Below are 21092 nucleotides of genomic sequence, written 5' to 3'. Positions count from 1 at the left end.
TAGCGGTCTCCTCGTTTGACACACGCTAGCGCGGCGCGGGCACGGCCGCTAAAGTCGAAAATGCTGGAAGGCGGTCATTTCTGCCATGGTTGAACAGGCGAGACCATTGAATGTGGCGATCCTTGCCGCTCCGGAGGCTACCGCCTCCACGATCTACGGCATGTTCGACTTGTTTTCCTCGCCCGGCAGGGATTTCCTGTTCATCACCAGCGGAGCCGCGGGCACGCCACGCATGCGGCCCTATGTGGTTGCCGGGGACGGCAGCCCGTTTCGCGCGGCAAACGGCATCTGGGTGCGCCCAGATCACAGCCTTGCCGATTGCCCGCCACCCGACATCGTCTGTATTCCAGATTTCTTCGTCAATCCGGGCGAAAGCGTTGCCGGGCAGTATGACGCCGAAGCCGCGTGGCTGAAGCGAGCGCATGACGACGGCGCCATGCTGGCCAGCGCATGTTCGGGCGCGGTGCTGCTCGGTGAGGCCGGGCTGCTCGACAATCGCGAGGCCACCATTCACTGGGGCTATGTCGAGACGCTCACGAACAACTATCCCGGCGTGAAGGTGAAGCCGGGCCAGTCGCTCGTGCTGAGCGGCGAGGCCCAGCGCATCGTCATGGCCGGGGGCGGCTCAAGCTGGCAGGATCTCGCCCTCTATCTGATCGCGCGCTTCGTCAGCCTCAGGGAGGCGATGGAGGTCGCCAAGGTCTACATGCTGCAGTGGCACGACATGGGCCAGCAGCCCTTCGCAGCGCTGATGCGCTTTCGCCAGACCGACGACGCGGTGATCAACCGCTGCCAGAAATGGGCCGAACGCAACTACCGGACCCCTTCGCCCGTCACCGCCATGACCAAGCTGTCAGGCCTGTCCGAGCGCTCCTTCGTGCGCCGCTTCGCAAGGGCCACGGACATGAAGACAATCGACTACATCCACGCGCTCCGGCTCGAAGCGGCCAAGGAACTGCTGGAGACCGGCGACCTGGCGGTCGAGGGGGTGGCCAATGAAGTCGGCTACGAGGATGCGAGTTTTTTCGGGCGTCTCTTCCGCCGCAAGGTCGGGCTGACGCCGGCGCAATATCGCATTCGTTTCAGTGCTCTCCGGCGAGTTCTGAGCCGCGGTTGAATCTCAACCGTCGAGGCGCGATGCCATATTCCGCTATGCGCCGCAATTCGGCCATTGGGCCGAGCTCTGCCGCCGATTGAAGCGGACTCTGGTAGCTGGTTGCGCGTAGGCAGGGGTGCCACGTTAGAGCAAACCCAGGTGTAGGGCCGGAGGGGATCGTGGCGCGCCCAGAACGAAAGCTTGTGGCGGTTTTGGCAGCAGAAATGACCGAAGCGCCGTAAGATTGCGGCAATCCTGGTGGCGGACATCGTCGGGTTCAGCCGTCTGGGGCGAAACGACCAGGATTGTAGGCCCCCTTCACGCACACTTCTTGCGCTCAGCCACCTCGACGCTAAGGCGGAAAGCCTGGCCATCCGCATAGGAGCGTGCGTAGCTTTCTGCCTCGAAAGCGAAGGTCAGCGTGTTGCTATAGGCCGGCACGCGGACGGTCCAATTTCTTGTAGCGGATGATTTCGAAAGCATGCTCGGGCGATTCCATAGTTCCTCCCGCGATCACCGACGAGAGCTCTCAGATAGCGTCGCAAAAACCTTTGAATGCAAACCATCCGACACATCGGTGTCGTAATGTTTCAACGTTGCCCAAAGCTCCGCCAGTCCGGCCGGTAACCAAACAGTTCAGGCGGCGCTCCACATCATCAGCGCTTTCGCGACTCCGTCGAGAAGATGGTCAGCGTCAGATTCATGCTCGTAAAGCATGCTGGCCCGGATCGACTCCAGTGGAGTGTAGGATGGCGCGATACGCTTGAGTTCTGAAACGAGCCGCGATACCGCGTCCTGGTTGCCCAACTTCGCCTGTGCCGCCGCCAGCCATGTGAGCCTTACGGCCGAAGTCATGGGCAACATCGACCAACTGACAACGGCTCCCTTGTAGTCTCCCGCCGCGTATTGGGCGAATGCACGGTCGGAATGATACCAGTCTGGATGTATCGGATTGATCTGAACCGCCTTGTCGATCCAGGTCAGGGCTTCGAAAGGCTTGCCCCTGATGGCAAGCAGATAGCCGATCTGCGCGATCGTGTCCGCATCGAAGGGATTGAGGTCATAGGATCTTCGAAAGTGCCGCTCGGCGGCATCGTATGTGCGCGTGCACAGCAGTGCTTGGGCAAGAATCCGATGGCAGCGAGGCTCCTCTGGTGCGAGTCCTACCGCGAAGCGGGCTTGCTCTACTATGTCGGCCAGCACCTCCGGAGGAGCCATTCCATAATCGCCGATAATCAGGTCGGCAAATGCAAGGTATGAGCGCGCGAGCGCATAATGCGTATCCTTGGTGACGGCCGCAGCAAAGTAGTTCCGTGCTGCCTGATTATCGTCGGCGCCGTAGCCACGCAAATGCACCAGCCCCTTGAGAAGAAGCTCATAGGCCGCCAGGCTTGCTGGAGGCTTTGGACGGGCGCGCGTCAAGCCCGCATCGTCGAGCCGTGCGACAAGACGGTTCGTCACACGCAGCGCGATCTCTTCCTGCATGTCAAAAACAGCTGAGCCCGATGCTGTGAACTTCTCGCCCCACAAGACCGCGCCGTTTGCCGCTTCGATGAGGTTGATCGCCACCCGTACGGTGCCGTCGCGAAGGCCCATGCGTCCCCGAACCAGGAAGGTTGCCCCGAGTCTCCTGCCGACCTCGGTCCAGTTGCCGGGGTCCTCCGACGCAAAGGAAAAGCTTGAGTTGCGCGCCAGGACAACAGCAGTGCGAAATCGCGCCAGAGCGTTGACAATGTCCTCGGCAAAACCATCGACCAGAGGCGTGTCGGTCGCATCGCCTTCATTAGTGAAGCGCAGCACCGCTACAGAAGGCAGGTCGGACGGCGGCCTCGCCGGCGCGCCAAGCGGTGAAAGGAGGTAGCCGCGGCCTGAGACGGTGCGAATTATACTTTGTGAGTCATCGCGCAGCGCCTTGCGCAACTCGCGCACGCCTTGGGTGAGCGAGTCTTCGGTTACAAACAGCCCAGGCCAGACGGACTCCACCAGCTCCGACTTGCTGACGACGTGCCCTGTTTTTCCAACGAGATGGCTCAGGAGTGCAAATGTCTTGGGACGAAGTTTGACGGGATGACCCTGGCGCAACAGCAAGCCGCGCGAAGTGTCAAACACGCACTCGCCGATTGCTATGCTCCCTGATTCTGTATGCGACATTCAGAAGCGCTCTGCCAAACCGAGCCGGGCTCGTCGACATACAGGGGCCATCCGCGCTTACGGTCAAGACCTTTGCCGCAGCCGCAGGTTCTGCTCCCTCAGGCACGGGTTCATGGCGAGCCAGGGCGCCCAACTCTAGAAGTTCGAAGAAGGTGCCGGGCATTGGCGCGCAGGCCAAGCTGTTGACCCCACTGAAGTACAACTCGTAAAGCTCTTGCCGTATGCGGAGCCTTTCGACGTCGTTTTCCATGATGGCCACTCCCTAGATTGTAGGGATCATGGCGCATGTGGAGCGGTGCGTACCGGCGAAATTCTGAAACTTTTCTGAAACCTGGTCGCTGGAGTACAGATCGGCCGGCGCCGAGAAGCCAATGACTGGCTCGCCGGCGGCTATCGCGAAATGCGATCACGCGAATCGGGCGAACTATTCCTCGTCTTCCACTCTCGGCGAGGCGCCTTGGGTCGCTGCCTCGATGCGATCGACGACGCGCAGCTCTTTACGATGGCGAGGAATTCAGCTGCCAGGTGCTTGAACTTCACCTCGCCCCCAGAGCGAAGATCCTCGCCTTCGATATCTCTCAAGGGCATGGAAGTTGCGGCAGCGCCTTTGAGGAACCGCAAATATCCCGCTGCAGCTCGTCTTTCGTTCGTTCAGGGTGTGAGGCCGCCACATGATTGAAGACCCACCGCTGCTCACCATCAAAAGCCGTTTCGAACGGCCTGCGGCAGAGATCATCAGTGCCTTTTCCGGCTTGCCCGTGAGCCTAGTCCTAGACGCCATGGGCGGGCGAGGGGCGTTGCACCAGGGATTAAGGCACTCTCGCCAGGTACTGCGATACTGGCCGATATCATCGTTGCGGCCACCGACAGCTTTGCTGGTGCGGCGGTCACTGAGGATCTCGTCCTTGGCATGGTGCGAAACAAGGGGTGCGCCGGCCTCGTGCGCGATGTTGTCGGGATCGAGGCGGGCGGGTGCCGGTTTACTGTGCCGGGATCGTCGCGAACTCGCCGGCGCGCAATGGTCCAGGCACGGCCGGGTTCCCGGTGGTACTGGGAGGAATGACCATCTCGCGGGGAGACATACTGGTCGGCGACCGCGATGGTATCGCCGTGGTGCCTCGCCTCGAGGCTGAAACGGTGCTGGCGCGGCTCACCGTATCAGGGCGGTGAGAAAACTCTTGATGGCCTGGTGCGGCAAGGTCTCGCCCGATTTCGCCGAGGTCATCATCAAGTCTGACAGGACGCGCTTCGTTGACTGAAAATTTTCAACGGCACCTAAGGTCCGCCTCGCCAACAGATCGTGGTTGCCGTAATTCACTTCCAATCAGATCCCGCGCTGCTTTGTTTGAGGCTATCTCGGAATTCACCTATCGAACGTCGCCTTCGAAAACGGGATTTTGTAATCTGTGCTATGCCACTTAGTCGACAGGAGTGGGCAAAGTGAGCCAGACGCGGAAACTTGCGGCGATCCTGGTCGCCGACGTGGTCGGATACAGCCGGTTGGCGGGGTCGGACGAAGATCAAACGCTGGCGCGGCTACGGGCGCTCCGGAGCGATCTCATCAATCCGACCATCGCTGTCCACAATGGGCGCGTTGTGAAGCTTATGGGTGACGGCACCCTCGTAGAGTTCCGGAGCGTTGTTGACGCCGTACGCTGTGCAATCGAAATGCAGAACGGCATGATTGAGCGCAACGCTGGCTTACCGCCCGGGCGACGCATTGAATTTCGCGTCGGCATTCATCTCTGCGATGTTGTCGAGGAGAGCGACGGCGATCTGATGGGAGATGGTGTCAATATTGCCTCCCGTCTAGAAAGCATCGCTGAGCCGAACGGCATCTGTTTATCGGCCGCCGCTTACGAACAGGTGCGCGACAAACTGAAGGAAGAATTTGTCGATCTGGGCGAGAAAGAGCTCAAAAATATCGCACGCCCGGTGCGCACCTATCGCCTATGTATGCGCGACACGGTCCCAAAAACCGATCTGGCTGCGACTGCCGGGTCCTCCGAACAGCTGGCGCTGCCCGACAACCCTTCGATTGCTGTCTTGCCATTCCAGAACATGGGCGGCGACCCCGAACAGGAATACTTCGCCGACGGCCTTGCCGAAGACATTATTACTCGGCTGTCGCGTCTTCGTTGGCTCTTCGTGTCCGCCCGGAACTCTTTGTTCACCTACAAGGGAAAAGCGGTCGACTTAAAACAAGTCGGTCGAGAGCTTGGTGTGCGGTATGTGCTGGACGGAAGTGTAAGGCGCTCAGGTCATCGACTCCGGATAAGCGCGCAAGTCAGTGACACATCGACCGGGGTACAAGTGTGGGCTGAACGATACGATGTGGAATTGTCGGAATTCTTCGCGCTTCAGGATCAGATTGCCGAAAGTGTCATCGCTACGATCGAGCCGCGGCTCTACACGGCGGAACAGCAACGCTTTCAGAGCAGGTCCCCCACCAATCTTGACGCTTGGGGATTCGTCATGAAGGCGATGCCATATGTCTGGACCTGGAGTTCGGCTACGGAAATCGAGATTGCACAGGGATTTCTGAAGCAGGCTACGGACCTCGATCCTGACTATCCCCGCGCCAACAGCCTGTTGGCGTGGGCTCACGCGGCCCGCGTTTTGTCAGGATGGGCCAACGCAGCAGACATTCTGCCCACCTCTCGCGCCCTCGCGCAGCGGGCAATCCAAGGCGACCCCGAGGACCCGTGGACGCATTTAGCGGCAGGGTTTGTCCACATGATTTCGCGCGGCTTCGACTCTGCTGTGAGAGAACTAAATGAAGCGATCGAGCTAAACCCGAGCTTCGCCTTTGCGCATTCGATCCTGGGCTCAACTTACGGATATGGGGGCATGCCCGCCGAGGGGCTCGACCATCTTGAAATCGCGGGTAGGCTAAGTCCTCGCGATCACACATATGCTGCGAATTTCTCCATCCTTGGCTTATGTCATTTCATGGCTGGACGATATGCAGACGCGGTCGAATGCGAATGTCGCGCGGTTGAACTCCGGCCCCATTTTGGGTCTGCATGGCGGACGTACGCGGCGGCCGCTGGGATGGCCGGTGAAATGGACATCGCGGTTCATGCGCTTTCGCAGGCCAAGCGCCTTCAACCGTCCCTATCCCTTCAATGGGTAGACAAGTTTCATCCGATCGTTCACGACAAGCACCGGGCTCTCTATGTAGAGGGGCTGCGAATTGCCGGGCTTCGATAGTTGCGGATCGTGCCGTGCTCGTAGCTCGCTATCGGACCTACTATACCGCACGAGCGTGCGCTCAGCGCCTCAACTCGGTTGTTAAAGCTTCGGTGGGTTTCTTCCAACAGCAGACGTTCCTCACGATGAATCCGAAGAGCCGGCCGACCACTTGGAAGTATGCATTCGAATCGCTTCGGCGCGCTAGATCTCTGAAACCAAGGCGCTACTGGGGATCCCTGAGTTCGGCTGATCAATTGCCGCCGTCAAAACGGCTTCCGCTCCCGGGGCTCTCCCTTCTCACCAATTTCCCGTGCGGTTCTGCGCTGCACTCTGGAGCTCGCGAGAGGCGGACCTATCGAAGCTGTCGGCGCAGGCCGCTTCGACGTCCGCTTCGGTCAAGCCAACGTCCCGCAGAAGGAAGTTGGACAGGTGACCGAGCCCGCGCTCTATGTTGCGGCGGGTCCTCCACTCACGGACAAGGGCCAGCAGGCGTTCGAGCGGAGGGTCAAGAAAAGTGCCCGGCAAGCGCCGTGCGGTCTGGCCTATTGTCGTTTGCGTCATGTTACGCCAAGTCATGGTGAACCTCCGTTGATCGGGAATGCGAATGGCGATCACGTGACGGCAGAAGGCGAGAAGGCGCCAGGGCAGCTTCGGAAGCGTTCCGCTTCAGATTGTGAACTGGCCTCAGACCTCCGAAAGGCCTAACCTGCGGCAAAGGAGCGGTCAGCCATGACGCGACGGCCTTACGGACTGGTCTGCCCGATCTCGCACGCCTGCGAGTTCCTGGAGCCACGCTGGACAATTCAAATCCTGACCGAGCTCTGGAACGGCTCGACCCGCTTTAATGACATTCGCAAGGGGGTGGGCAACGTCTCGTCCGCCCTCTTGTCGAGGCGGCTCAAGGAAATGGAAGCGTTGGGCCTGGTCGAGCGCGTCGAGGACGAGGCGACGGGCACCATCAGCTATTTCCGTACCGAAAAGTCGATAAGGCTCGAGCCGGCGATGAACGCGCTGGCGGAATGGGCGCAATGCAACATCGAGGCGGAGATCGCGCTCGCCGACGTGGATGTTTCGACCCTCATGTGGGCCGTGCGGCGAAAGATTGACCTCGCTGAACTGCCGCGGCGGCGCGCCGTCATCCGCTTCCATTTCCGCGACGATCCCCCACCGAGGTGTCCCCATTACTGGTTTGTGGTCGAGCCAGGCTCAGACTTGCCCGAGCTATGCGCGCTCGACCCCGGCCGGGACGTCGATCTTTACGTCGAGACCGGCGTTGTTTCGCTGGGAGCCATCCTGGAGGGCCGCTCCAGCATCGAGCGTGAGAAAGAGAGGGGCGGCCTTTTCCTCATCGGCGACCCCGGCCTCGCGCGAAGCATGGACCGTTGGCTTCGAATCTCGGTCTACGCGGCGCTTGAGGGAATCGTCCAGCTTCCTTGAAAGCCATGTTTGGAGTGCAGCCTTATGCAACCCGCCCAGGACGACAAAGCCATTTGGCTGGCCTCAAAAGCTATGGTGCAATCGTCCGTTGTTGATTGCTGCTCACTGAAAGCCGCCGGTCCGCATTCGGCCCCAATGCTGCCCGAGGAGCAATGCGCCTCTGAGGTGACCAGAGTGAAGAAGCTAGGCCAAACCCGCACGACGGGCGCCTTCTCTGATTGCAGCAATGGCGACAGGATTGGTAACCGGATAGGTTCTGATGAACACCTCAGCCGTGAAATTCGGGAACTCGTCCTTCAGTCGCGAATTGATCCTGGCGACCTGAGGAGTTTCATTGAGCATCGCATGAGCCATTGCCAGAAACAGAAGGGTGGCGGGCGAATCTGGCGCAGATTGACGTAGCGCGACCAGTGATTCACGGTAAAAGCCAAGAACGTAGCTGCATCGAGCGAGCATTCCATGATACCAGGGAACATAAGGATTTAGCCGGACCGCTCGCTTGGCCAGTTCGTAGCCACGCTTCGGGTCGCTGCCAACAAGAGCAAGGCTACCCGCAAGAAAGGCAAGTGAGTCCGCGTCATTTGGAGCAGCCACCAACACTCGGTCATGTTCTTCGACAGCAGCTTCGACATCGCCCTGCAATGCCCGAAGATCGGCAAGCATTATGCGGGCGTAAATGTCGGACGGATCGAGCGCCAGCGCTTGCTTGACACATTGGCTCCAGCTCTCGATCGAGCCGGAAAGGTTGTCGGTAAACCCGTTGATAGCTTCCACAGCATGCGCAAGTGCCAGCGCGGTCCAAGCTCTTGCTAGACCCGGGTCGAGTTCGATCGCACGCGCCAGTAGCCGTATCGCCTCCTTGTTCGACTCACGGGTGAAAAGGTGCTTCTGCTCAAGCCCAAGCAGATAGCAGTCATAGGCCTTCCGACGAGCCGCATCGCGTCGCAGATTGGCGAGCTGACCGTGGCAAGTTGCAAGGACATTGATGACGTTTTCGGTCACGCTGTCCAGCATCGCAAACAGGTTGTTCGCGGAACGATCGTAACGCATCGTCCAGACATCGACCCCTGTGTGGGCGTCGACGAGTTGGACGCGGATGCGCACCCGCTGCCCGTCCACTTGAAAACTTCCCTCGATCACATAGTCGGCATTCAACTCTCGTCCGAGAGCTCGCACGTCAACATGCCGTCCCTTGTAGGAAAGCATTGTTTGGCGGGCGATCACCGCAAGGTCCCGGTAGCGAGAGAGATCAACTATGAGGTCCGCCGACAAACCATCAGCGATACGAGTCCAGCGTTCTTCTCCGCTTAAATTGTCGAACGGGAGAACTGCGAGGACCGGCGGACCCGGCTCATCGGTCGAAAGACTTCCGGGTGGTGCATGGCTGCGGTCCTGCTGGCGGTGATCGGCAAGTAACCCAGCAAGCGCCACTTTACTACGAACATCGAGCTTCCGATAAATGGCCGAAAGATGGGTCCGAACGGTGGTAGGCGCTATGAAAAGTGTTTCGCCGATTTCGCGATACGTCATTCCCTCCGCAAACTTTGCCGCGACCATCAACTCCCGATCCGATAAGCCGGCGAGAGGATTGCCTACGGCGCGAAGCATCGTTCCATTTTCCTTGCTGCCGACCTGCGGCCAGAACCCGATGGCCTTACATCAGGATGAAATACTACAGATGCGATATCGAAAACACTGCATTTGCACGATTCCATGCGACGGGTCAGCATCCTAGTCTCTGCAGATCGGCAGGGCAGGTTGCTTGGCAGGCCTGGTCGATTCAGAACACGGAGGGCTCCATGACAAAGTTGTCTGTCTTGACCGTAATACTGGTGCTTTTGGTGTCGGTGGGGCCATGCTTGTCCGAAGGTACCCAAACCAACAGCAAACTGACTTCCGAAGAAGCGGTGAAAGCTGCCAGCTCTGAACTGTATTCCGACATTCTCGTGCGAGCATGCAGGAACGGATGGCGGTATCCGCGCAGCTACATCGAAAATGGATTCAGGCGCCACCTGGCGGAGCTGAAACTGCAGCTTGTCGATCAGGGTTACAGTTTCGTACCCAACATGACCGCGAATGATCTGCCCGTCCCAGGACCGATATCTGAGACCAAACGCCGTCTGGTTGGCTCGCGCCAATTCAGCTGTTCCCACCCATACTGGCGCGATGAATGACTCCACGCGACGGTGTGCAATCTGACAGCCTGATTTCCGGCGGTTCTCCCTAGGTTGGAAGGAGGCGTTGACGAATGGCAGGTTGTTATTCGAGGAGGAGTGACACTCCTCCTGGAGCTGTAAACAACGTCATGGAATGACCGCTCTTCGGCTGCGTGGCTCCACAAGCTGCCGATCCGCTACCGGCCCTGTTCCAGCCGTCAAGGTGCCGGCCGGTAAGAGCGCCCGCTAAACTTGGTCGTCAAAGCAGCGTATTCGTCAGTTGACAAGGCAAACTTCGCTCGATGACCGTGAACTCGAACGGCAGCTTACCGACGAGCGCTTCCTAGAAGCAGACCGTCCGGATACGGCTCCGAAGCTGCCGGACCGCTTTGCGGGTCATCTCAGTCGTTCGTTGCCGGGAAGCAGACATTTTCTGCAAGGCGCTTCGAAGGGTTGGATAGGCTAGGCTCACGCGGACCTAGACCAGGCGAAGTTTATCTCGAGCGATCTGCCACGCCGATTCGACATGTCGCCGTGCCGCCGCTTCCGCTTCATCGGGCTTGCGCGCCCTTATCGCATCCATGATCTCATTCATCTCGGTGATCGCCGCTTCGCGCCGGTTGGTCGAGACGATGGTCATCGAACGAAGCTGGTTGATGCGGACATTCAGCCCGGAGACGATTTCCCAGGCGACACGCTTGTCGGCGGCCTCGAACAGCGCCTCGTAGAATTTGGTCGTCGCCCGCATCACCGCAGGCGGCGTCGCCGACGCCCACGCATCGAACAAATCCGCCAGCGCCCCTTCGAGCCTTGCCAACTGCTCGCCGGTGGCCGACAGGGCACAGGCTCGGGCCGCGATGCCTTCAAGCAGAGCCCGAAGTTCGTAGATCTCGTCGGTACGGCCGAGGTCCGGCCTGGCGACGGCCGGCCCATGCCCAGGGATCATCTGCACGAGCCCCTCTGCCTCCAGCTGCCGCAGAACCTCACGCACGACGGAACGGCTGACGCCGAGCTGGTCGCAAAGCGGCCGTTCGACGAGCCTTTCGCCAGGCTGGAAATGGAAATCCATGATCGCTTCGCGCATGCGCTCCAGCGCCAGCGTCCTCAAGGTCTTGGCGCTGCGGTCGATGCGAAGCGTGTCGTCTGGCATGTATGCCTCCTGCGCCCTACCAAAACAGATTCGACGCCCGGTTGACAAGGTACTCGGCGCTCCATATCATGGTATACCATAAGATGACAGCGGGATTGGACGTCCCGAGGTATCACCTACCCGAGGAAATCCAATGCAGACCGCCATCCGTAAGATCGTGACTTATACCGAGAACACGCTGATCGAAGGCGGCAAGGCCACCCCCCGGCCGCTGCGCCTTATCGGCGTCGCCGCGGTGCTGACCAATCCCTGGGCCGGTCGCGGCTTCACCGACGATCTGTCGCCCCAAATCCGAGCCTGTGCGCCGGTGCTGGGGGAGATCCTGACCCGCGAGATCGTTGCCGTCGCCGGTTCCGGCGAGGCTATCGAGGGCTATGGCAAGGCCGCCATCTGCGGTACGTCGGGCGAGATCGAGCATGCGTCGGCGCTGATCCACACACTCCATTTCGGCAATCATTATCGGCGTGCCGTCGGCGCCAAGACCTATCTTGCCTTCACCAATCTGCGCGGCGGGCCAAACACGCCGATCATGATCCCGCTAATGGATAAGAATGACGAGGGACGGCGCTCGCATTACCTGACCGTGCATTTCCAGATCGGCGATGCGCCGGCGCCGGACGAACTGGTGGTCGCGCTTGGCGCTTCGATCGGCGGTCGCCCGCATCACCGCATCGGCGACCGCTATCAGGACCTCAAGGAGCTTGGGGACGTGCATGGCTGATGCTTCCGCATGGGCTCGACAGGGCACGGCGCCCGACGGCACCGGCTTCATCCGGGCCGGTGTCGGTGCCCCAGTGCTGTTCATCCATGGTGTCGGCATGAACGCTGCGATCTGGCAGCCGCAGCTCGAGCGCATGGCTGGCCGCTTCGACGCGATCGCCATCGACATGCTCGGCCATGGTCAGTCGCCGCTGCCACCGCAAGATCCGGAACTGGCCGATTATGCCGACCAAGCCATTCGCCTCCTCGACCATCTCGGCCTCGACAAGGTATCCGTCGTCGGCCACTCGATGGGTGCACTCGTTGCTCAGGAACTCGCGCTGCGCGCACCGGAGCGCGTCCGCCGCATCGTTTCACTGAATGCCGTGTTCCGGCGTACACCTGAACTGGCCGAAGCCGTTCGCCAGCGCGCGGTGGCGCTCAACGGCCGCAGCGATACGGCCGGCACGGCACGGACCATCGCCCGCTGGTTCGGCGATCCGGTGCCGGTCGAGTTGGAAGCGGCAGCGCAGAAGACGGCATCCGCACTGAGCGCGGTCGACCCGGAAGGCTATGCCCGCACCTATCGCCTGTTCACTCGTGCCGACGGCGATCATGCTGATCGCCTGCCGACGCTGGCCGTGCCGGCCCTGTTCATGACCGGCTCCGAGGACAGGAACTCTTCACCGGCAATGTCAGCCGCGATGGCACGCCTGGCGCCGCATGGCCGCTGCACGGTACTGCCGGGTGAGAAGCACATGATGGCGGTCGCGGCACCGGACCTCACCACGCGCTGCATCGTTGACTTCCTCACCGAGGACGAAGCGACCGAACAAGACGGCCCTGCGCAAGCGAATACCGGGTTCGACAGCGGCGAATTCCGCCGTGCGCTTGGCTCCTTCCTCACCGGCGTCACCATCGTCACCACGATCGGCCCCGAAGGCGAGCCGCGCGGCTTCACCGCCAACTCCTTCACCTCGGTCTCGCTCGATCCGCCGCTGGTGCTGGTCTGCATCGCACACAAGGCGCTTGGCCATCCCGTCTTCGCGACATCGAAGAGCTTCGCCATCAACGTTCTCAACGAGGGTCAAAAGGCAGCGTCCGGCATCTTCGCCTCGAAAGTGGCCGACAAGTTCGCCGCCGTTGCCTGGCGGCCGGGACGGACCGGCAGCCCTGTGCTGGACGGCTCCGTCGCGTCCTTCGACTGTGACATGGAGCGACTGGTCGAGGCCGGCGATCATTCGATCCTCATTGGGCGCGTCCGCGATTTCCAGCACAATTCCTCGCAGCCGCTCGGCTATTGCCGCGGCGCCTATGTCGCACCCGGCCTCAGCCAGGACGCGCTCGCCGCAACCCAACCCGGCACCGATGTTGGCGCCATCCTCGAAAATGGCGGCCGGATCCTGTTCGTGGAAACCGCGGACGGTTTTGAACTGCCGCGTGGCCGGGGATTGGGCTCGGCGGGCGATGGCAATAGCCTCCGAGGGTTGCTTGTGGCAAAGGCCATTGAGGCTCAGCTCGGCTTCCTTTTCGCCGTCTGGGACGATGCCGGAACTGTTTCACGCACGCATGTCTACTATCGTGGCACGTTCGACGTGCCCGCTTCCAGCGATCGCGGCATCCGGCTGATCGAGATCGACGCGATCGAAGGATTGAAGATCGCCGATCCGGCCATCCGCTCGATGCTCGCGCGCTATGTCAGGGAATGCTCGGTGGATGCATTCGGTGTCTATGTCGGCAACAATGTCGAAGGCGAGGTCCGGCCGCTCGCCAGCGCCGGCGCTTCCGCCGTCAATACAGGTGACCAGCGATGAAATTCTCGCTCTTCGTGCACATGGAACGATCGGACCTGGCCAAGCCGCATTCCGAGCTTGTGACCGAGCTAGAAGAACTGGTCCTGCTGGCCGAGCAGGCAGGGTTCGAGACCGCCTGGATCGGCGAGCATCACGGCATGGAATTCACCATCTCGCCGAACCCCTTCATCAACATCGCCTATCTCGCCGCCAAGACCAGCCGCATCCGCCTCGGTACCGGAACCGTGATCGCGCCCTTCTGGCACCCGATCAAGCTTGCCGGCGAAGCCGCGATGGCCGACGTAATCAGCGGCGGCCGGCTCGACATCGGCATCGCGCGCGGCGCCTACAGCTATGAATATCAGCGCATCTTTCCAGGCCTCGACGCCTGGGGGGCCGGCCAGCGCATGCGCGAGATCATACCGGCGATCCGCGGCCTCTGGGACGGCGACTTCGAACTCTCCGGCGAGTTCTGGCAATTCCCGGCCACCACCTCCTCGCCCAAGCCGCTGCAGAAACCCTACCCGCCGATCTGGGTGGCGGCCCGCGACCCGAATTCGCATGATTTCGCCGTCGCCAATGGCTGCAAGGTCCAGGTGACGCCGCTGGCTTCCGGCGATCACGAGGTGACCAGCCTGATGCAGCGCTTTAACGGCGCCTGCACCGCGCATCCCGAGATCGAAAGACCGGAAATCATGCTTTTGATGCACACCTTCGTCGCCGAAGACGCGACCGATGCCGATCGCCTCACCCAGGACCTGTCGACTTTCTACTGCCAGTTCGGCGCCTGGTTCCAGAACAAGAAGCCGGTGCATCAAGGCATATTGGAGCCGCTGACGGCGGATGAGATCGCCGCCATGCCGCAATACGCGCCGGACAAGATCAGGCAGAACCTGGTAATTGGCGAGGCTGATGAGGTCATCGCCCGGCTGAAGGCTTATGAGGCGCTCGGCTACGACCAGTATTCGATCTGGATCGACAGCGGCCTTTCGCACCAGCGCAAGATGAAATCGCTGCAATTGTTCATCGACCGGGTGATGCCGGCCTTCCTCTGATCGCGAGCCCATGACCGACGCTGTTTTCAGGAACTTCATCGACGGCCGCTTCGACGAGCCGTCCGCCACGTTCGACAGCGTCGACCCATCGGCCGGGACGGCCTGGGCCAGGATGCCGGCGGCGAGCGAAGCCGATGTCGACCGTGCCGTCGGGGCGGCGCACCGCGCACTGCGCTCAGACCTATGGCGAAGGATGACTGCGACAGCGCGTGGAAAACTGCTGGTCAAGCTCGGCGACCTCGTCGCCGCCAATGTCGGGCGCCTTGCAGAACTCGAGACGCGCGACACCGGCAAGATCATCCGCGAAACCCGCGCCCAGATCGCCTATGTCGGCGACTACTACCGCTATTATGGCGGGCTTGCCGACAAGCATGAAGGCACGCATGTGCCTGTTGACAAGGCGGATCTCGACGTCACCATACGCAGCGAACCGATCGGCGTCGTTGCCGCGGTGGTGCCGTGGAATTCGCAGCTCTTCCTCTCGGCCGTCAAGCTCGGCCCGGCGCTCGCCGCCGGCTGCACCATCGTGCTCAAGGCCTCCGAAGATGGGCCGGCGCCGCTGCTTGCCTTTGCCGAATTGGTTCATGAGGCCGGCTTTCCAGCCGGTGTCGTCAACATCCTCACCGGCTTTGGCCATGATTGCGGCCGGCGCCTGACCAGCCATCCGCTGGTTTCGCGCGTCGCCTTCACCGGCGGTCCGTCGACGGCGCGCGCCGTCGTCAGGAACACGGCGGAAAACCTTGCCTACACCACGCTCGAACTCGGTGGCAAAAGCCCGGTCGTCGTCTTTGCCGACGCCGACCTCGACAGTGCCGCCAATGCGGTGGTCGCCGGCATTTTCGCGGCGACCGGCCAGAGCTGCGTCGCCGGCTCGCGGCTGCTGGTTGAACGTTCGGTGAAGGATGAATTCCTCGCTCGCCTGAAGCGCAAGGCCGAGGCGATTCGCATCGGCGATCCGCAGGATCCGGCGACCGAAATGGGTCCGCTCGCCACGCTGCGGCAGCGCGACTGGATCGAGAAGGTTGTCGCGGAAAGCCTCACCGCGGGCGGCATGCTGGTCACCGGTGGAACACGGCCAGTCGGCAGCGGCTTCTACTACGCACCGACCATCATCGATGCCGGCGGCAGCGACCTGCCCTGCGTGCGGGAGGAATTGTTCGGACCGGTGCTCAGCGTGCTTGCCTTCGACAGCGAAGCGCAGGCGCTGGCACTCGCCAATGACACTCCGTTCGGCCTGGCTTCCGGCGTGTTCACCAGCAATCTCGGCAAGGCGCATCGCATGGCGCGCGACATCCATGCCGGCGTTGTCTGGGTCAACACCTATCGCGCCGTATCGCCGCTCGTTCCGTTCGGCGGCTACGGTCTGTCGGGCCTCGGCCGCGAAGGCGGTCTCGACGCCATCAGAGACTACACGCGCTCGAAATCCGTATGGATCAACACCTCGGACGAGCCGATCCCCGATCCCTTCGTCATGCGCTGAGTTGCGCAGGACGCAGGTGCACTGAGAAAAACAAGAACAGACCAACAGAGGAGAATGACAATGAAATTGATTTTGACCGGCCTGCTGGCCGGACTGCTCGCGGCGACAGCCGCCAAGGCCGATGAGATGGCGTTCACCAGCTGGGGCGGCACCACGCAGGAGGCGCAGACCAAGTCCTGGGCCGCCCCCTTCGAGGCCAGCTCCAGCATCAAGGTTTTGCAGGATGGACCGACCGACTACGGCAAGCTCAAGGCCATGGTCGACGCCGGCAACGTCACCTGGGATGTCGTCGACGTGGAGATGGATTTCGCCATCAAGGCCGCCAAGGACGGACTGCTCGAGCCGATCGACTATGCGGTCGTGCCCAAGACCGATCTCGACCCGCGCTTCAGCAATGAGCATGCCGTCGGCAGCTTCTACTATTCCTTCGTGCTCGCCTGGAACAAGGGCGCGGTCGCGAGCGAACCGGCCGGCTGGGCCGACATGTTCGACACCAAGAAGTTTCCCGGCAAGCGGACCTTCTACAAATGGTCGGCGCCGGGCGTGATCGAGATCGCTCTGCTGGCCGACGGCGTGCCGGCGGACAAGCTCTATCCGCTCGACCTCGACCGTGCCTTCAAGAAGCTCGACACCATCAAGTCCGACATCGTCTGGTGGGGCGGCGGCGCCGAGTCGCAGCAGTTGATCGCCTCGGGCGAGGCCGCCTTCGGGCAATTGTGGAACGGGCGCGTCTTCGCCCTTCAGCAGGACGGCACCGATGTCGGCGTCTCCTGGAACCAGAACCTCACCGCCGCCGACGTGCTCGTCGTGCCGAAGGGTACCAAGAACAAGGCCAGCGCGATGAAGTTCCTTGCCGCCGCCACCAGCCCGACCGGCCAAGCGAAATTCGCCGAAGCAAGCGGCTATGCGCCCATCAACACCAAGGCCAAGGCGGAGATGCCGGCCGATTCCGTCAAGGCCCTGCCAGATGCCCATGTCGAGGGCCAGATCAACCTGGACATGAACTACTGGGCCGAGCATCGCGACGAGATCGCGACGCGCTGGTATGCCTGGCAGACCAAGTAACGCCGTTGCAGACCGACGGGGCGCGGCTTGCGCGCCCCGTTTCGAGACAGGACCGCTCGATGCAAGGAAATTCTCCTAGACGCGGCTCGATCGTCGGCCTGCCGACCGGCAGTGGCAGCGCCTTGCCGGCCCTGCTCCTGGTCGGGCTGTTCTTTATCGTGCCGGTGGTCGCCCTGCTGCTGCGCAGCGTCACCGATCCCGAACCGGGCTTACAGAACTACGCGGCGCTGTTCGGCAGCGGCACCTATGTGCGGGTGTTCCTCAACACCTTCCTGGTTGCATCGGTCGTAACCGCCGTCACCATCCTGGTGGCGTTCCCCGTCGCCTGGATGCTGGCGATCATGCCGCCCGCCCTGGGCTCGATCGTCTTCGGCATCATCATCCTGTCTATGTGGACGAACCTTCTTACCCGCACCTATGCGTGGATGGTGCTGCTGCAGCGCACCGGTGTCATTAACCGGGCACTGATGGGCCTGGGCATCATTCACGAACCGCTGCCGCTCATCAACAATCTGGCCGGCGTCACCATCGGCATGGTCTACATCATGCTGCCCTTCATGATCCTGCCGCTGGTCGGCACACTGAGGTCGATAGACCCGATGACGCTGCGCGCGGCAGCCCTTTGCGGCGCAAGCGCGTTCGAGGCCTTCCGCCGCATCATGTTGCCGCTGTCGCTTCCCGGCGTCGCTGCTGGCGGCCTGATGGTCTTCGTCATGTCGCTTGGCTACTTCGTCACCCCGGCCCTGCTCGGTGGCACATCGAACATGATGCTGGCCGAGATGATCGCCCAGACGGTGCAGTCGCTGCTCAACTGGGGGCTCGGCAGTGCGGCCGCCTTTGTCCTGCTTGCCGTCACCATGGCGCTCTACGCGATCCAGTTTCGCCTGGTTGGGGCCAGGCGCGCCGGGGGAGGGACCTGACATGCTGCTCGACTATGAACGGCTCGGATGGCTGCGGATGGTGCTTGGCGGCTTCACGGCGGCCGTCACGGCTTTCCTGCTGCTGCCGGTGGTCTTCATCGTGCTCCTGTCATTCGGCTCGTCGCGCTGGCTGGCCTTTCCGCCACCCGGCTGGACGCTGAAATGGTATCAGCAATTACTGGGCGACCCGACCTGGATCGATGCCGCTCTGACCAGTGCCCGAATTGCCGCCATGGCCGCTATCCTCGCCGTCATCATCGGCCTGTTCGCCTCCTTCAGCCTGGTCAGGGGTGAGTTTCGCGGACGCCAGGTCCTGCGCGGCTTGCTGTTGACGCCGATGGTGCTGCCGGTGGTCGTTTTCGCCATCGCCATCTACGCCTTCTTCCTGCGCATCGGCCTTGCCGGCACCACGGTCGGCTTCGTCATCGCCCACACCATCTTGGCGCTGCCTTTCGCCATCATTCCGATCACGGCCGCGCTCGAGGGTTTTGACAAATCCATCGAGGACGCGGCCATCGTCTGCGGCGCCAGCCCGCTGCAGGCGAGGCTTAGGATCACCTTGCCGTCGATCAGGATCGGCATCTTCTCGGCGGCGATCTTCTCTTTCCTGGCCTCATGGGACGAGGTCGTGGTGGCGATCTTCATGGCGAGCCCGAGCTTGCAAACCTTGCCGGTGAAAATCTGGGGCAGCCTGCGCGCCGACCTCAGCCCGGTCGTCGCCGCCGCCTCCAGCCTGCTTGTCGGCTTGACCTTGTGCCTGATGATCGTGACCGCACTCCTTCGCAGAAAATTGTCCAGATGATCCCTCCCTTCCTGTCCATACGCGCAGTAAGAAAGACGTTCGGTGCCTTCGTCGCCGTCCACGACGTCACCATCGATGTGCCCAAGGGCGAGTTCCTGACGTTCCTCGGCCCGTCGGGCTCCGGCAAGTCGACCACGCTGTACGCCATCGCCGGTTTCCAGGATCCGAGCTCGGGCGATGTGCTCCTGGAGGACAGATCGCTGCTTTCGGTGCCGTCGCACAAGCGCAACATCGGCATGGTGTTCCAGCGCTACACCCTTTTTCCGCATCTGAGCGTCGCCGAGAACGTCGCCTTTCCGCTGCGCGTGCGCCGCCGGCCCGACGGTGAGGTCAAGCGCAAGGTTGCCGACATGCTGGCGCTGGTGCGCCTCGAAAACTTCGCCGACCGCCATCCGGGCGCGCTGTCTGGCGGCCAGCAGCAGCGCGTGGCGCTTGCACGCGCGCTGGCCTACGACCCACCGATCCTCTTGATGGACGAACCGCTGTCGGCACTCGACAAGAAGTTGCGCCAGGAGATCCAGGCCGAGATCCGCCGCATCCACCGCGAGACAGGCGTCACGATCCTCTATGTCACGCATGACCAGGAGGAGGCGCTGCATCTTTCGGATCGCATCGCTCTGTTCAGGGAAGGCCGTATCGAACAGATCGGCACCGGTGAGGATCTTTACCTCCGGCCGGCGAGCGAGTTTGTCGCCGGCTTCATCGGCAACTCGAATTTCCTGCCGGCCGAGCATCTGCTAACCGCAGGTGGCGCGTCGACGGTCCGCCTGGCCGACGGCTCGATCGTGACCGGCGTAAAGACGACAACATCCTTTGGTCAAGGTCAAAAGGTGCGCCTGATGGTACGCCCCGAAGCCTTCCGCCTGACGCCCGGGCCAGCGAGCGCAGCACTCGGCGTCGAGATCGTCGATACCGCCTTCTTCGGCGACCGCCGGCGCATCGTGGCGCGCACGGCGGCCGGAGAAGATATCGACGTCAGGCCAACCTCCGATGCAGAGGAAGCGGACAGCGCCATCGCACCGGGTCAACGCATTTTCTTCGATCCTGCCTCGGCATTCCTGTTCCCTGGCTAGGGCTTGGATTGCGCCCTGTCAGGTCGATTCCATTGCGGCATGAAAGTCCGCTTGTGAAAATTCGTGCTTAGAAGCTGACAGTCCCCTTTCGGCCCCTTTTCAGTCGTTCAATGTCACCTGTGCGGATGGCCGCACCTAGTGCAAAAAGCAAGCGGGACGTCGGCGATGAGATTTAGACGATCGCTCGAAGCTGCGCGTTGTTCGCTATTGCCGTTTGGCCAAGCGCACGCCAGCGCCACCGCCGTTTTCCGAAATGAACTCGATGCCCGCCCTTTCCAGGGCACCACGGATCGCATTCCGATTTGCTATTGTGATTGGAGGGACGCCATCCGCAGCTTCTGCGCGCCTAACTGTGGCTACTCCCACGCTCGCCGCATCGGCCAAATCTTCGGCACTCCAACGTATTAATCCTCGCGCTCCTCTGATCTGGGCGCCCATAATTTCTTTCATATCATCTAATTTCAAGTTGATCACTTATGGCTCATGTGATATGAAATCGCTCACATAGTTTTTCTGCTTCCAAAGTTTCATAGGAGCAGGGGCTCACATTTGGACTCGGCTGAGGACGTGCGTCGGGGAGTCATCCCAGCCTGACCACAACCAAGCTTCAGGAAACTCGGATCATGGCTGATTCCGACAATACCACGACTTTGCCTCTCGTCACCCGCCGGAGGGTAGTTGTGGCGGTTGCAGCTGCGAGAACCTGTCCTTCCGCCAACGGGACATTCAAGCCTGAGGATCTAAGAGCCGAACACCTTCACCCTTTTGACCAGCGGATAAGAATTCGACACCCGCCTTTATCAGGGCCGCCTCAATGGCCTGCAAAGTGCTGATCCGGGAATCTACCTTGCCGTTTTCCAACCGGGTCAGAGCGTTCAGCGACACGATTGCCTTGTCCGCAAGCTCCTGCTGCGACCAACCAAGCAAAGCTCGTGCGGCTCGAATCTGTCGTGGACTGACCATGAGGCCACAATCGGCAGGCAGATTTTCTTTGCCACCAATAGGGTCATTTTGCACCCC

General features: G+C 61.4%; 20 protein-coding genes. 13 read left to right on the top strand and 7 right to left on the bottom strand.

Going from position 1 to position 21092, the window contains the following annotated elements; translation table 11 throughout:
- The first annotated feature begins 112 nt into the window (after positions 1–112).
- A complete protein-coding gene (locus ACYG9R_RS27865) occupies positions 113–1117 on the top strand; it encodes a GlxA family transcriptional regulator (protein ID WP_245260153.1) in 1005 nt (334 codons plus the stop codon).
- A 297-nt stretch (positions 1118–1414) separates the two neighbouring features.
- Here ACYG9R_RS27865 and ACYG9R_RS27860 read toward each other — a convergent pair whose 3' ends face one another.
- Together ACYG9R_RS27860 and ACYG9R_RS27855 are read right to left on the bottom strand one after the other, a co-directional pair.
- Positions 1415–1537 (bottom strand): hypothetical protein, encoded by a 123-nt coding sequence (locus ACYG9R_RS27860; protein WP_023825152.1) that lies wholly within the window; start codon positions 1535–1537, stop codon positions 1415–1417.
- A 195-nt stretch (positions 1538–1732) separates the two neighbouring features.
- Positions 1733–3205, bottom strand: a complete 1473-nt coding sequence (locus ACYG9R_RS27855; protein WP_023825151.1) for a winged helix-turn-helix domain-containing protein — start codon at positions 3203–3205, stop codon at positions 1733–1735.
- Positions 3206–4174: 969 nt separating this feature from the next.
- On the opposite strand from ACYG9R_RS27855, the gene ACYG9R_RS27850 reads away from it, so the two are divergent.
- Both ACYG9R_RS27850 and ACYG9R_RS27845 read left to right on the top strand, forming a co-directional pair.
- The gene (locus ACYG9R_RS27850) at positions 4175–4417 is read left to right on the top strand and encodes an RraA family protein (RefSeq protein WP_081726213.1); all 243 of its coding nucleotides are present in this window, start codon (positions 4175–4177) and stop codon (positions 4415–4417) included.
- Positions 4418–4687: 270 nt separating this feature from the next.
- Positions 4688–6460 (top strand): adenylate/guanylate cyclase domain-containing protein, encoded by a 1773-nt coding sequence (locus ACYG9R_RS27845; protein WP_023716187.1) that lies wholly within the window; start codon positions 4688–4690, stop codon positions 6458–6460.
- Positions 6461–6739: 279 nt separating this feature from the next.
- Here the strand turns inward: ACYG9R_RS27845 and ACYG9R_RS27840 are convergent, their stop codons facing one another.
- Positions 6740–7003, bottom strand: coding sequence for a DUF1127 domain-containing protein (locus tag ACYG9R_RS27840; protein ID WP_031199943.1), 264 nt, complete (start codon positions 7001–7003; stop codon positions 6740–6742).
- A 168-nt stretch (positions 7004–7171) separates the two neighbouring features.
- Between ACYG9R_RS27840 and ACYG9R_RS27835 the strand changes: the two genes are divergently transcribed.
- Positions 7172–7879: a winged helix-turn-helix transcriptional regulator gene (locus ACYG9R_RS27835; RefSeq protein WP_023825148.1), complete on the top strand. Its 708-nt coding sequence runs from the start codon at positions 7172–7174 to the stop codon at positions 7877–7879.
- 183 nt (positions 7880–8062) lie between these two features.
- Here the strand turns inward: ACYG9R_RS27835 and ACYG9R_RS27830 are convergent, their stop codons facing one another.
- Positions 8063–9487 carry a LuxR C-terminal-related transcriptional regulator gene (locus ACYG9R_RS27830; RefSeq protein WP_023825147.1) on the bottom strand — a complete coding sequence of 475 codons (1425 nt, stop codon included), beginning with the start codon at positions 9485–9487 and terminating at the stop codon, positions 8063–8065.
- A 191-nt stretch (positions 9488–9678) separates the two neighbouring features.
- Here ACYG9R_RS27830 and ACYG9R_RS27825 point away from each other — a divergent pair, with 191 nt between their 5' ends.
- On the top strand, positions 9679–10053 hold the full coding sequence (locus ACYG9R_RS27825) for a hypothetical protein (RefSeq protein ID WP_155923349.1): 375 nt from the start codon (positions 9679–9681) through the stop codon (positions 10051–10053).
- Positions 10054–10513: 460 nt separating this feature from the next.
- Here the strand turns inward: ACYG9R_RS27825 and ACYG9R_RS27820 are convergent, their stop codons facing one another.
- The gene (locus ACYG9R_RS27820; protein ID WP_023816749.1) at positions 10514–11185 is read right to left on the bottom strand and encodes a GntR family transcriptional regulator; all 672 of its coding nucleotides are present in this window, start codon (positions 11183–11185) and stop codon (positions 10514–10516) included.
- A gap of 133 nt (positions 11186–11318) precedes the next feature.
- Between ACYG9R_RS27820 and ACYG9R_RS27815 the strand changes: the two genes are divergently transcribed.
- From ACYG9R_RS27815 to ACYG9R_RS27780, 8 genes are read left to right on the top strand one after another with little or no spacing between them, the layout of a single operon-like run.
- Entirely contained in the window at positions 11319–11906 is a 588-nt protein-coding gene (locus ACYG9R_RS27815) for an amino acid synthesis family protein (RefSeq protein WP_023716181.1), read from the top strand.
- Complete coding sequence (locus ACYG9R_RS27810; RefSeq protein WP_023716180.1) at positions 11899–13698, top strand: alpha/beta fold hydrolase; 1800 nt, start codon at positions 11899–11901, stop codon at positions 13696–13698. The genes ACYG9R_RS27815 and ACYG9R_RS27810 overlap by 8 nt, the downstream gene beginning before the upstream one ends.
- On the top strand, positions 13695–14732 hold the full coding sequence (locus ACYG9R_RS27805; RefSeq protein WP_023697483.1) for an LLM class flavin-dependent oxidoreductase: 1038 nt from the start codon (positions 13695–13697) through the stop codon (positions 14730–14732). The genes ACYG9R_RS27810 and ACYG9R_RS27805 overlap by 4 nt, the downstream gene beginning before the upstream one ends.
- A 10-nt stretch (positions 14733–14742) precedes the next feature.
- Positions 14743–16212: an aldehyde dehydrogenase gene (locus ACYG9R_RS27800; protein ID WP_023825145.1), complete on the top strand. Its 1470-nt coding sequence runs from the start codon at positions 14743–14745 to the stop codon at positions 16210–16212.
- A gap of 60 nt (positions 16213–16272) precedes the next feature.
- Positions 16273–17277 carry an ABC transporter substrate-binding protein gene (locus tag ACYG9R_RS27795; protein WP_023816752.1) on the top strand — a complete coding sequence of 335 codons (1005 nt, stop codon included), beginning with the start codon at positions 16273–16275 and terminating at the stop codon, positions 17275–17277.
- A gap of 59 nt (positions 17278–17336) precedes the next feature.
- Entirely contained in the window at positions 17337–18197 is an 861-nt protein-coding gene (locus ACYG9R_RS27790; RefSeq protein WP_023825144.1) for an ABC transporter permease, read from the top strand.
- Between the two features lies 1 nt (position 18198).
- Positions 18199–18999: an ABC transporter permease gene (locus tag ACYG9R_RS27785; protein ID WP_023825143.1), complete on the top strand. Its 801-nt coding sequence runs from the start codon at positions 18199–18201 to the stop codon at positions 18997–18999.
- Positions 18996–20072 carry an ABC transporter ATP-binding protein gene (locus ACYG9R_RS27780; protein ID WP_023825142.1) on the top strand — a complete coding sequence of 359 codons (1077 nt, stop codon included), beginning with the start codon at positions 18996–18998 and terminating at the stop codon, positions 20070–20072. The genes ACYG9R_RS27785 and ACYG9R_RS27780 overlap by 4 nt, the downstream gene beginning before the upstream one ends.
- A gap of 204 nt (positions 20073–20276) precedes the next feature.
- Here the strand turns inward: ACYG9R_RS27780 and ACYG9R_RS27775 are convergent, their stop codons facing one another.
- The gene (locus ACYG9R_RS27775) at positions 20277–20522 is read right to left on the bottom strand and encodes a hypothetical protein (protein WP_023804518.1); all 246 of its coding nucleotides are present in this window, start codon (positions 20520–20522) and stop codon (positions 20277–20279) included.
- 276 nt (positions 20523–20798) lie between these two features.
- The gene (locus tag ACYG9R_RS27770) at positions 20799–21035 is read right to left on the bottom strand and encodes a helix-turn-helix domain-containing protein (RefSeq protein WP_023716174.1); all 237 of its coding nucleotides are present in this window, start codon (positions 21033–21035) and stop codon (positions 20799–20801) included.
- Between the last annotated feature and the right edge of the window lie 57 nt (positions 21036–21092).

This window comes from Mesorhizobium sp. RSR565B, assembly GCF_054719465.1.
This window is presented reverse-complemented; position numbering and strand designations above follow the sequence as displayed.